This is a genomic window from Mycobacteroides franklinii (assembly GCF_001853795.1).
Taxonomy (GTDB): domain Bacteria; phylum Actinomycetota; class Actinomycetes; order Mycobacteriales; family Mycobacteriaceae; genus Mycobacterium; species Mycobacterium franklinii.
Genome location: NZ_MLIK01000019.1, coordinates 242,839 through 254,495 on the forward strand (window position 1 = coordinate 242,839; position 11,657 = coordinate 254,495).

14 protein-coding genes and 1 tRNA gene are annotated in these 11,657 nt (G+C 62.5%); 8 read left to right on the forward strand and 7 right to left on the reverse strand.

Translation table 11 applies throughout. The features are described from left to right. The 5 genes from cds1 (at position 1) to BKG76_RS09030 (ending at position 3,459) form a co-directional block, all read left to right on the forward strand. Positions 1-1,071, forward strand: a complete 1,071-nt coding sequence (gene cds1, locus BKG76_RS09010; RefSeq protein WP_070937352.1) for an L-cysteine desulfhydrase Cds1 — start codon at positions 1-3, stop codon at positions 1,069-1,071. Positions 1,072-1,143: 72 nt separating this feature from the next. Beyond that, positions 1,144-2,295, forward strand: coding sequence for a sensor histidine kinase (locus BKG76_RS09015; protein WP_070937353.1), 1,152 nt, complete (start codon positions 1,144-1,146; stop codon positions 2,293-2,295). Beyond that, on the forward strand, positions 2,292-2,957 hold the full coding sequence (locus BKG76_RS09020) for a response regulator transcription factor (protein ID WP_070937354.1): 666 nt from the start codon (positions 2,292-2,294) through the stop codon (positions 2,955-2,957). The genes BKG76_RS09015 and BKG76_RS09020 overlap by 4 nt, the downstream gene beginning before the upstream one ends. A 78-nt stretch (positions 2,958-3,035) precedes the next feature. After that, the gene (locus BKG76_RS09025; RefSeq protein ID WP_070937355.1) at positions 3,036-3,299 is read left to right on the forward strand and encodes an SHOCT domain-containing protein; all 264 of its coding nucleotides are present in this window, start codon (positions 3,036-3,038) and stop codon (positions 3,297-3,299) included. A gap of 86 nt (positions 3,300-3,385) precedes the next feature. Beyond that, positions 3,386-3,459, forward strand: a tRNA-Pro gene (locus BKG76_RS09030). An 81-nt stretch (positions 3,460-3,540) separates the two neighbouring features. On the opposite strand, the gene BKG76_RS09035 is transcribed toward BKG76_RS09030, so the two are convergent. The 5 genes from BKG76_RS09035 to BKG76_RS25290 form a co-directional block, all read right to left on the reverse strand. Next, complete coding sequence (locus BKG76_RS09035) at positions 3,541-4,065, reverse strand: tyrosine-type recombinase/integrase (protein WP_131815806.1); 525 nt, start codon at positions 4,063-4,065, stop codon at positions 3,541-3,543. A 282-nt stretch (positions 4,066-4,347) separates the two neighbouring features. Further along, the gene (locus BKG76_RS25285; RefSeq protein ID WP_236737550.1) at positions 4,348-4,962 is read right to left on the reverse strand and encodes an LppU/SCO3897 family protein; all 615 of its coding nucleotides are present in this window, start codon (positions 4,960-4,962) and stop codon (positions 4,348-4,350) included. Positions 4,963-4,989: 27 nt separating this feature from the next. Beyond that, a complete protein-coding gene (locus BKG76_RS25585) occupies positions 4,990-5,418 on the reverse strand; it encodes an LppU/SCO3897 family protein (RefSeq protein ID WP_083337984.1) in 429 nt (142 codons plus the stop codon). A 376-nt stretch (positions 5,419-5,794) separates the two neighbouring features. Further along, positions 5,795-6,253: an Rv0361 family membrane protein gene (locus BKG76_RS25005; protein WP_131815807.1), complete on the reverse strand. Its 459-nt coding sequence runs from the start codon at positions 6,251-6,253 to the stop codon at positions 5,795-5,797. Continuing rightward, positions 6,244-7,437 (reverse strand): hypothetical protein, encoded by a 1,194-nt coding sequence (locus BKG76_RS25290; RefSeq protein WP_236737587.1) that lies wholly within the window; start codon positions 7,435-7,437, stop codon positions 6,244-6,246. The genes BKG76_RS25005 and BKG76_RS25290 overlap by 10 nt, the downstream gene beginning before the upstream one ends. A gap of 446 nt (positions 7,438-7,883) precedes the next feature. Between BKG76_RS25290 and BKG76_RS25125 the strand changes: the two genes are divergently transcribed. The 3 genes from BKG76_RS25125 to BKG76_RS09065 all read left to right on the forward strand — a co-directional run bounded on the left by BKG76_RS25125 (position 7,884) and on the right by BKG76_RS09065 (position 9,555). Beyond that, the gene (locus tag BKG76_RS25125) at positions 7,884-8,027 is read left to right on the forward strand and encodes a hypothetical protein (protein ID WP_164909393.1); all 144 of its coding nucleotides are present in this window, start codon (positions 7,884-7,886) and stop codon (positions 8,025-8,027) included. Positions 8,028-8,096: 69 nt separating this feature from the next. Then, positions 8,097-8,681 carry a hypothetical protein gene (locus BKG76_RS09060; RefSeq protein ID WP_070937360.1) on the forward strand — a complete coding sequence of 195 codons (585 nt, stop codon included), beginning with the start codon at positions 8,097-8,099 and terminating at the stop codon, positions 8,679-8,681. 157 nt (positions 8,682-8,838) lie between these two features. After that, complete coding sequence (locus BKG76_RS09065) at positions 8,839-9,555, forward strand: GNAT family N-acetyltransferase (protein WP_070937361.1); 717 nt, start codon at positions 8,839-8,841, stop codon at positions 9,553-9,555. Here the strand turns inward: BKG76_RS09065 and BKG76_RS09070 are convergent. After that, positions 9,552-10,256, reverse strand: coding sequence for an Rv0518 family GDSL lipase (locus tag BKG76_RS09070; RefSeq protein WP_070939075.1), 705 nt, complete (start codon positions 10,254-10,256; stop codon positions 9,552-9,554). The genes BKG76_RS09065 and BKG76_RS09070 overlap by 4 nt on opposite strands. Before the next feature lie 72 nt (positions 10,257-10,328). Continuing rightward, entirely contained in the window at positions 10,329-11,573 is a 1,245-nt protein-coding gene (locus tag BKG76_RS09075; RefSeq protein WP_070937362.1) for an acyltransferase family protein, read from the reverse strand. Between the last annotated feature and the right edge of the window lie 84 nt (positions 11,574-11,657).

The window sequence follows — 11,657 nt, forward strand, 5'->3', positions numbered from 1 at the left end:
GTGAGCCGCGCGTGGGCCGATAACGCGGTCCGGTTGATCGAGGCCGATGCCCGTCGTAGCGCCGACACTCACCTGCTGCGGTATCCGTTACCGGCGGCGTGGGCCGACACCGTGGATGTGCAGCTGTACCTCAAGGACGAGTCCACTCACATCACCGGCAGCCTCAAACATCGTTTGGCGCGTTCGCTTTTCCTGTACGGACTGTGCAACGGGTTCATTCGTGAGAACGCCACGATCGTGGAGGCGTCATCGGGTTCCACGGCGGTCTCCGAGGCCTATTTCGCGCAGCTGTTGGGGTTGCCGTTCATTGCGGTGATGCCGGCGTCGACCAGCCCCAGCAAGATTGCCTTGATTGAATCCCAGGGTGGCCGTTGCCATTTCGTTGACGAGGCGCAGCAGGTGTACGCCGAGGCGCAGCGGCTTGCCCGCGAGACCGGTGGGCATTACCTGGATCAGTTCACCAATGCCGAACGGGCCACCGACTGGCGCGGAAACAACAACATCGCCGAATCGATCTTCAACCAGATGCATCACGAAAAGCATCCGCTACCAACGTGGATCGTGGTCGGCGCGGGCACGGGCGGCACCAGCGCCACCATCGGTCGCTACATCCGGTATCGGCGCTATCCCACCAAACTGTGCGTGGTGGACCCCGACAACTCCGCGTTCTACCCGTCATATCTCTCGGAACGTGATGTGGTGACCGGGATTTCGTCGCGCATCGAAGGCATCGGGCGCCCACGTGTGGAGCCGTCGTTTCTGCCGACGGTGGTGGACCGCATGGAGCAGATTCCCGACGAGTTCTCGGTGGCCCTCACCCGCCATGCCAGCACGGTGCTGGGCCGACGGGTGGGCGCGTCGACGGGAACCAACCTGTGCGGCGCATTCCGGCTGATCTCGGAAATGGCCAGCAGCGGCGTTGGTGGCTCCGTTGTCACCTTGCTGGCCGATAGCGGCGACCGGTACGCCGACACCTACTTCGACGATCACTGGGTCGCCGAGCAGGAATTCGATCTGTTGGGGCCGTCGGTGCGCCTTGCGCAGTTCGAGGACACCGGCCACTGGGACTAATCCCCCCGACGTAATGGCCGCTACGTCATCAAGCTGACGCCCGTCGAGACCACCCGCCACTAGGTTCGGTACATGGATGCGATGCGCTCGCCGCGCACGTGGCTGGTGCCGCTCGTCATCGCGGTGATCCAGGTGGTCGGCAGCACCGGCGCGCGCTATCAGCACCCCGACGTGGGATGGCGTGAGCTGGACTGGTTCGCCTATCTGCTGTTGGTGGCCGGCCCGGTGGCGCTGCTGGCCCGTCGCCTGCATCCGTACGCCGTGCTGCTCATCGTGCTTGCGGTGACGATCGTCTATCCGCTGGCGGGATTCGGCTTCGGGCCCATCTTCCTTTCCCTGGTAGTGGCGTTTCTGGCCGCGGCGACACAGGGCTCACGCTGGCTGACCTATCCTCTGCCCTTCCTTGGCTGGGCGGCCGTGATGTGGGGTGTGCCGTGGCTTCGCGGCGAGAACCCGCCGCCATCCATCGCGGTGACGGCGACCGCGGCCTGGCTGCTGGTGCTGGTCGGTGTCGCCGAGGCGATCCGTCAACGGCGGGTGGCGCTGGAGGCCCGCAGACAGCGCCGTGCCTCGATCGCGCGGGAGGCGCAGACCGACCGCGAGCGCCGGGAGACCGAGGCACGGCTGGCATTGGCCCGGGAGCTGCACGATGTGTTGGCGCACAGCCTGTCGATGATCAATGTGCAGTCCTCGGTGGCGCTGGAGCTCCTCGATGATCAGCCTGAGGGCGCCAGGCCCGCGCTCGCCGCGATCAAAGAGGCCAGCAGGCAAGCAATTTCGGACGTGCATTCGTTGGTCGCGGCGCTGCGGACGGAGGCGGGGGTTCCCGTCGCGCCGACGCCGGGGGTGACGGATCTAGATGCCCTGGTGGCCACCGCGCGCGCCGCCGGGCTCGCGGTCAACACCTGGGTGCACGGGTCCGTGGTGCCGCTGCCCGCCGTGGTGGATGTCGCGGCCGGGCGGATTGTGCAGGAGGCGCTGACCAATGTGGCACGGCACTCGTCGGCCATCGAGGCGGTCGTGACGGTCGGCTATCACGCGGACACGATCGACGTCACTGTGGAAGATCCCGGGCCTGCCCGGCTACGAGCCGCGATGTCGGGAGGGACCGGGATCGCGGGAATGCGGGAGCGAGTGCGCGCGCTGAACGGATCATTGACGGCACAGACCGCGGCCGACGGAGGGTTCGTGGTGAGCGCACAGCTGCCACTGGCGCCCCAATGAGTATCCGGGTGGTCGTGGCCGACGATCAGGCCCTGATCCGGGCGGGTTTCGTCGCACTGCTCGACGCGCAGGACGGCATCGAGGTGGTGGCCGAGGCCGCTACCGGTGCGCAGGCGCTGGCGGCGGCACGGGAGCACCGTCCCGACGTGGTGCTGATGGATATCCGCATGCCCGAGTTGGATGGTTTGGCCGCGACACGGCAGATCGCCGCGGATCCCGGCCTGGCAGATGTTCGGGTGGTGGTGCTCACGACTTTCGAGCTCGACGAGTATGTCTTCGAGGCGATGCGGGCCGGTGCCAGCGGGTTTCTTGTCAAGCATTCCGAACCATCGGAGCTGGTCAGAGCGGTGCGTGTGGTCGCGGAGGGAGATGCGCTGCTCTCGCCGTCGGTGACCCGCAGGCTGCTGGCGGAGTACTCCACCCATGCCAAGCAACCCGCCGAGTCCGGGCTGGACGATCTCACCGATCGTGAGCGAGAGGTGATGGCGCTGGTGGCCGAGGGGCTCACCAACGCCGAGATCGGGGCGCGGCTGTTCATGAGCCCGGCGACGGCACGCACCCATGTGAGCCGCATCCTGACCAAACTGAGCGCACGTGATCGCACCCAGTTGGTGGTCATCGCCTACGAGTCGGGGCTGGTGCGCCCCCGCTGGCAGGACTGAAACCTACGCCCAGGCGCGTACCCGAACTACCGCCGCGAGGCCGATGTTTCCCGGCACATACCCTGGCACGCTGAGGGCATGAACATCAACGAGATTGCCACCACCACAACGACATTCCTTGCCGACCACACGGACCGCTGGGGCGATCCCACCTGGCATCCCTGGTTCGTAGGGTTCCCGATCCTGTTCTGGACCCTGGTGATCGTCGCGATCGTCTCCGCGCGGCGCCGCTGGATCGGACGTCAGGGCGAGGGCACCTTGCGTGACGTGTACGCGCGGGGAGAGATCACCGAGGCCGAATATCGGGATCGGCTGACGGTGCTGCGCAGCACCCGTCGATAGCGGCACGTCACACCCGCTTTGCGGCCCGCGGATCAACGCATTCGCGACCAACGGCCTCGATGCGATACCCTTGCCTGGCTTCAAAGCGGGGTGTGGCGCAGCTTGGTAGCGCGCTTCGTTCGGGACGAAGAGGTCGTGGGTTCGAATCCCGCCACCCCGACGCTAGAAGTAAGGCCCTGACCAGGAATCACTTGGTCAGGACCTTTTCATTTCCGGGACTCGCGCCGCCCGTGGCCCGCAGTTAGCCCGCAGCAGATTCACGGATAGCCCGTACAGCGGCGTCCAGAGCGTCCGCGACGGCATCTAGACCATCGGGAAAAAGACCGGCGTAGGTGTCGAGCGTGAGCGCCGCAGATTTATGGCCGAGCATCGTCTGCACAGCCTTTACGTTCGCGCCGGCCGAAATGGCCAGAGACGCCGCTGTGTGCCGTAGGTCCTGCATCGTGGGGAGGGGCCAGTCGGTCGTGGGAGTGCCGTCGTCGTTCAGACCTCGCAACTTGTCCACGGCTTTGTTGAATACCCGAGTTCGGAAGGTCGCTATGCGCAGCACCCCGCCCGCTGGCGCGGCGAACACTGGATCGTCGCGGCCCTTGCCTTCCATCCGAGCGGCCAGGTCAGCCGTCAGGAACTTGGGGAAACGGTACCGACCGGCATGCATGGTTCTGCGGGGTCGACCAGACGAGCTGCCGGACACCTCGGTCACTGACTGACAGATGTTCACCCGCCGACGCAGCATGTCGAAACTAGATAACTTCAACGCCGCCATCTCGCCGTACCTGAGTCCAGTGTCCCACAAGTGTTGCGCTTGCGAATGCTCTCAATGAACATGGCTACCAATTTCAGAAGGCATTGCAAAGTGTCGCCCAGCAGGTCCGTGTGCGCGCACGATTAAGGATTAGCGGTGCATCATCGGAGCAGATAGAGCAAGTTCTGAATGGCACCTACCAACTCCCCTGGGGGGTGACCCCTTAACGCATCTGTCGCGCGCCTCACTCGGCCAGCGCCTGCTTTCTCTCCGGGATAAACCCAAACCGGCAACGGAGACGAGCTACTTCTGCGTCTGGGTGCACACGGAGAACTTGCGGACAGGGTGAGCGAACCCGCCGTCAGGGCAGCGGCTAAGAGACGTGGTGTCCACGACCAGCCTGACCGGTTTCTCTCTACCTGGTTGGGAGGCGTCGTCGCAGCTGACACGATGTGAATCGCGCTTCGTGATGCTCAAGCATGTATCCCGTATCCAGTGATAGTCCATGCATACGGCGTATTCGTGGCCGTCAGCGGTTGTACTCCAGAACTTGTAATCAACATCAGCGACACATTCGTCCCGATTCCGCGTCTGCTGCACCACAATGTAGTTGTCGTCGGGAGCGCCGCATTCAGCCTTCGACAAGCTCCAATTCTTCTCGGACGCATACAAATGCGCACACGAGTGGGCGGGGAAATCCGGGTTCATGGTGACGGTATTGGCCGGGAATTGGCCCTTGATCGTGGAAAAATCGGTGTGGGCGGTCTCTGCGGCGGGCACGATCCTGCGGGCATGCTGCATTTTCAGGACCCACATCACACCGAAACCAGCCATCACACACCACGCCACGACAGCGACCACACCGACAGTGATCCAACCCACAATCTTCGGCCACCGACGACGAACAGGCGTCGGCATGTGCGGCTGAGCCCACGGCTCTGACATCTACTTCTGAGTCTCCGTACAGACTGTGAATTTACGTACGGCATGTGGGAACCCTTTATCTGGGCAACTGTCGACGTTTTCCGTGTTCAGCACTACTTTAATCGGCCTGTATCGATTGGGCGCTTGCGCGTCGTCACAAGCCGTCCGAACAACTTTGGGGCTATCGATGCTTATGCATGACGCCGGTGACCATGCTAAATCGAGGCACGCGGTAAATTCTCCTTGCTTGCTATTGTGATAGTAGCGTCTGTCGGCGTCCGCAACGCAGTCCGTTGGAAAATTCACCCGTTGAATAACAATGTAGTTATTGTCGCTGCTTCCGCAAGGGACCGTCCTGATGCTGGCGTTAATCTTTTCGCCGGACAGGTTCACGCAGGCACCAACTGGCGCGGCATCACGACCAACTGGATTTTCGGCACCGCCAGGCATTCTGCCAGGAATACTGTTCAACTGATTGGCCAGTCCCGGATTGGCTGGAAAACTTGAACTTGACGATACAGCCGCATGAGTTGAATGTTCCGTGGAGCCGGTCTGGTTATCCGCAACGCAGGCAGTACATGCGAGAAAGATGGCAAGAATCGCTAGTAATTTATACACCTTTATTGCCCAACCTGTTGTAAATGTACAACGCCACGATTGTCACCGCAATCCATCCGATAATGAAGGCAATCAACGATCCCATAGAATTGCCATAGGTAAATATCAGAAACAGCATGACTGGAAAGCACACGCTGTACAACGCTACGAGCAGCCGTCGCTGCTGCCTGGTTTCTTTGAAATCAACCATACTCTTTGACTCCTCGCGTCACTGCGGGAAAGGAGGGATGCTCGTAATGGGCGACGAAACGACAGGTGCCACACATAGCTTCCAGCCATCACCTTCACGCAAGAAGTTCAAAGTCTGCGTGGTCGGCTTATCCTTATTTACTTTTTCATCATAGAATTCGATGACGGCAGTCGCCTGATCGCCGTCTATCTTCACGGAATCTATGCCATTTATTACTCTTTTGCCCGTAATCTCGAGAGTTTCAAGCAGCTTCTCACTATCATCAAGCGGTGTTATCTTAGATGCAACATTAACAAATGCCTCGCAAAGATAAGACTTGTATCGCGGCGCATTTCCCGAATTGTATGCAGAAATGGCGGATCGATAGTCATCCTTCAAGCGCTCACTGCCATCGTGTTTGGCAGGCGAGTCGCACGCTGAACAAAAAACCAAGCTTGCAGCGACCGCCCAAAACCCTGCTGTTTTGGCTAGCTGCACAATCCACCTCCCAGCGGAATGAACGACGGGATCGAACCCGGAGTACCCGAAGTGATGAAGTCGGCCACTCTGGTCAGCAGAGCAACGCAATTCCCTGTATTTGCCGCTATCTTCGCAGCCGCAGCGAACTCAAGTGCATACGCTGCCGCACCCGCAGTGCACAACGCACCTAAGGTTACCGTGCCCACAACCGGCACGGCACTACCAACAGCTCCGCAAAAGAGCCCCGAAGCTATCGTGAATACACCGGCAGGTATGGTCCCCCACGTATCCAGCCACTTACTTGCCTTTTTGCTAAGAACCGAGACGCAGGTGAGATAAAGCGAAGTGCATTGCGTTCTCAAGTTGTCACTAAGGAACTTTCGAATCTGCTGATCGAAGTCCTTCACCGTCTTCCCGACTGCTTGGGAGGCGTCATCGATGCAGTTACATTCCAGCATCCGATCGATGAGCTGCTGGAGCCCTTCGCTACCCGGAGGCGGGGCAGGCCACGGCGGAATAATCGTCGGATCCCGGCGAGGCGCAAAGTGGCCACCAAGCACCCGGCCACCTCCGCCAACAGGCGTAATCGCACCCAACAACAGCGCCCCATTCTGGCACCGCTGCTGCAATTGCTGAGTGTCCTGATCCTGCGGATTCTGAGGCTGCTGAGTCTGCGTGGGAGCCTGACTCGGCTGCTGCTGCTGTTGCTGACCCTGCTGGGCCTGGTTGCCCTGTTGCGGCGCTTGGTAGTCCGGGTTCGCTTTACCTGGCCCCTGCGTGTACGGCGTCGCGGTCTGATAATCGGGTATCTGTGTGCCGTGCGCGGGCTGCTGGGCCTGTTGCGGTTGTTGCGCGCCCTGCTGACCTGGAACCTGTTGCGGTGCTTGCGGATTCCCGCTGTTATAGATCGAGATTCCGTTGTTTTGGTCTAGGGGTGGCTGGTTGCCGCCCTGGTAATCGGGCATTGAGCTGGGCATTTGTGGTGGCTGAAACTGGGAACCTCCGCCGTCGGTCATGCCCCCCGTTGGTCCCGGAGGTCCCGTTGGGTCTGCTGCTACGGTAGCGACGGTCGAAAAGCCACTACCAGGCATGGTGTGGTCGCTGGCGATCTTCGCGCCACCGATGGTAAGTGCCGCGATGGCGACAACTGCTGATATTCGGCGCATACCCGGCGACATCTGCCAGCGATCTTTCATTACCACCCGGATCGAACCCTCCCGCTCGTGCCGCACGTCGTGAAAACGTGTAGCTGATTGCAGCAGCATGGCAGAACAGGGCCGGGTATGTCTACATGAATACATGTTTTAGGTGTTTGCTACGACAATCGACAGATCTTAAGTGGTCAGGTCGAACTTGCGGGGAACCCGCTACCACCTGCAAGACAGAGGATCGGTCATCGGTTGCACCGGTCGCTTACGTCTGGAAGCTGGCCTAGTTACTGTTCTGGGATGCGCTGCGTGGGGCGACGCTGACCGGCCTTCTTTGGTGGAGAGGTTGGCCCGCAGCAGCCTGGAGAGGGTAGGAGGCGCATAGCGCCGAGTACCCCGCCGCTAGAAGTAAGGCCCTGACCGGAGATGACTCGGTCGGGGCCTTTTTCATCCGTATGGCGGATCGGCACGTGGCCCCGGCGCCGTGACATGGTGGAGGCATGGACGTCTCTGCGCTCGCGTCGCATCCCGTCGCCCTTGCGGCCATCGCCATCGGTTTGCTTCTCGCCTGGAAGCTGCGCAAGGCCGTGATGCTGATCGGTGTGCTGGCGGCGCTGGTGCTGCTGGTTGCTCTATATCGGTAACAGCTAAGCGGGGGCACGCGACATTTCTTTCGGTAAGGTTTGTCAAAACCCGACGAATGGGAGCTCTACATGAAGAAACGCCTCGTGAGCGCTGGCGTGATCGCGCTGGCCGCCGCACTCAGCGGGCCCGCCCTGGCCGCCGCGGCCCCTGCCGACGAGCAGCAGATCAGGGACATCGTCGCCGGAGAGGCGACGGCTATCAAGTCGCTCGACAACGCCAAGCTCTCGACGTTCTTCTGCGACAAGTTCCGCGGCGTGGTGGCATCCAAGACTGCTGATGACCAGATCCCCCCGTTGAGCCAGATTTCCGGCTACGGGCCCGGGATGATCAACGCCGTGGCGTCGGCGGCCGGTGTCTCCGCTCCGACCACCCAGGCACTGACCACCGCGATCCAGAACAACGACGACAAGGCCTACCGGTCCTCGTTCCACAACGCGGCCCGTGAGGTGCTGGCCAGCGTGACCTACAACGTCTCCGATATCAATGTCACCCCGCCGACAGCCACTGCGGCTGTCACCGCACAGGGCCACGATGTCACCGCCAACCAGGAGCGCGAGTTCGTGCAGGAAAACGGGAAGTGGAAGGACTGCACCGACCCGGAGAAGCGCGCCCAGACCTCGGGCAACCCGCTGCTCACGTCGCTGATGAACTGACGCTTTTAGAACGTAGATCAGGCCGCCTGTGTCCTTCGGGATGCAGGCGGCCTGATTCATGACGGCGCACCCCGATTATTTGGTGGCGTCCTTTCGGCCCGGCCTCTACTCTGGATCCGTTTGTGCCATAACCGATTACCTTGAACAGATAGAGCCGATGCCCGACTTTTCCCCGATCGTCACCGATTTCTGGCGCACCTACTTCCGTCGCGGCACCGTGCTTCACGACGGCGCGGACTTCCAGCTCGCCGCCTACCCTGACCTCGACGACGACGGACAGCTGATGGTGCTCCGCACGGTCGACGGTAAGGCCAGTGTCTCCCTCGTGCCCGAACTCGCCGAGCGTGCGGGATTCGATGGTGCCCAATCCATCTCGGAAGAAGATTTCTGGGCCGGCCTGGATACGGCCGGGATTTCGATGCACGGCGCGGACAACCTGTTCTACTTCACCGACGACGCCCGCGAAGCACTCGTCGCCACGGCCCCGACCGGGGACATCCGTCAGCTGACGGCCGACGATGAAGCCATCTTCAAAGCCTTCGAATCGGCTGCCTCAGAACAGGATTTGGACGATGCCCAGGTGGAACTGGACCACTGGGCAGTGTTCGGCTCCTTTGACAATGGCCGCCTGGTCGCCGTCTCCAGCATCTACCCGTGGGAGGACGCGGCGATCATGGATCTGGGGGTGCTGACGCTGCCCATCTTCCGGGGCAAGGGACATGCCCGGCGGTTGGTGCGTGCGGTGTTTCGATACGCCTGCGCGCAGGGCTACGAGCCGCAATACCGCTGCCAGGTGACCAACACCGCGTCCAGCGCGCTGGCTCCCGCCGCGGGGCTCACCCTGTTCGGCACCTTCGACGTGATCGCCGGTTAGAGCCGGCGGGTAAGCCGGGTGCCGATGAGCGGAGCGATCTTGTCGGCCAGGTAGGCGTGCCCGGCGTCGTTGGGATGCACCCCGTCCGAGCCGATCAGCTCCGGGCGCCCGACGAACCAGCGTTCGGCCAGCGGATCCACCCAGGCTGCCCCGACCGCGCGGGCCTGGCCGTACAGGATGTCCCGCAGCTGGGTCACCACATCGGGGACGTCGGCCGTCGGCCACGGCGGACCGATGACGAGCAGCTTGGCCGCGGGCGCCATGCGCCGCGCCGACTCCAACGTGCTGCGCGTTGCCTCGGCGTACGCATCGGGGTCGACGCCCTGGTCGTTGCGCGAGCCGAAGAACACCACCAGCTCGTCGTCGGGATGCACCACCCGGCCGGTGAGGTCGGCGAACACGCTGCCGTGATCTCCGCGCACGCCGTATCCGGCGCGGCCTTCGGCGGCGACGTCGGCGCTCACGGAGACCCCTTCTCGGCCCAGAATCCGCCAGGCCAGCGACGTCCACGACTTGGCTCCCAGGCCGCCCTCTCTGGTGCCGGTGGTGTAGGAATCGCTGACCACCGCGACATGGTTCAGGCCCGATCCGGAGTAGGCGAGCCGGTACGGCCGCACCGGCTGCGGGTGCTCCGCAGCCCTACCGATCGGAAAACCGATCAGGAACCCGAATGCGATGATGAACGCGGCCAGACGAACCACTGCTACCTCCACTGTCCCCAGCATTTTAGGGGCACTCAAACCCGGCTGCGGCACAGCGTTATTCGTTTGAAACTAACGAGTCGTTACTCCCAGGGAACTAACAGCGACCGGCTCCCGTTCGGGCTCGGCCAGGTCCTCGGACACCCGAAGTTTGTGCCCGTTGTGTGTGGCGTGGTGGTCGGTGATGGCGGGCTTGGTGACGCCGATCATGCGGCGCATCCACCGTCGTCCCGGTTCTTCCACCCAGTGGTACAGCGCCATGGACAACGCCACGGCCAGCGCCAGCAACCCGATCACAATCCAGCCGCCGCCGGGATCGAGCAGCGAAAGTTCGAACTGCTTGGTCGCCCATGTCCACGACACGTGCACGAGCTCGTGGATCATGTACAACCCGAAGGAGATCTGGCCGCCGTAGACCATGACACGTGTCGAGAGCAGTGTCGGTAGCGGGCCGATACCCACGGCCAGCGCCATCACCAACGGCACAAACAGCACGTCCACTACCCCGCTGCTGTCGACCACGCCGGAGATCGGGTGTGCGTCCAGGAAGTACAGCGCACCGACGATGGTCGCGACGATCAGCAGTGCGACGTAGCCGGCGATATGCCGGGAACGGTGCGACAACTTGAGCCGGCTCACGGCCGCGCAGGCGAGCGCGCCGGCGGTGAACTGCATGACGATGCGCGGCAGCCAGCTCCATGGGGTGTAGAACTGCCCGGTCAGCAGCAGGAGCATCACCGGCGGCAGCGAGGCCAGCACGGCCAGTACCACGAGGCTGCGGGCACGCGTCGCGTGCGCCATCCGGAAGATGACGAGAACCAGGCCGCCGAAGAGCAGGTAGGCCAGCCATTCGGCGCTGATCGACCAGGCCGGGCCGTTCCAGCTGGACAGGTCGAAGTACGGACGGAACCACAGCTGCACCATGAAGAGCTGGCGCACATAGTTGGTGGCGTCGAAGGTGTCGATACGTTCGGGCACGTGCCCGACGTGCATGGTGAAGATGACCCACAGCGCAGCCAGGTGCATGGTGACCAGGTAGACGGGCCAGACGCGGGCCAGGCGCAGCCACAGGAAGTGCAGCGTCTCCCGGGTTGACCAGCGGTGGCCCATCCTGTCCAGGTAATTCCACGTCAGCACGAATCCGCTGAGGATGAAAAACAGATCGACGCCCTGGGCGCCGCAGTTGAGGATGGGGTTCAGCGCGGACCGGAATTCGGGGGCGGCCTGTTCCAGCAGCGGCCGGAAGTGGAAGAGCACCACCCAGAAGGCGGCAACGATCCTAAGTCCCGTGAGGGCCTTGATCTCTCCGCCGCGCACAACTCTCTCCGTCAAGCTCGCTACCAGCTCTTTCGCGCTTCCTTGCGATCAACCGGTTGAGCACGCCTCCCCGCGACCCAATTC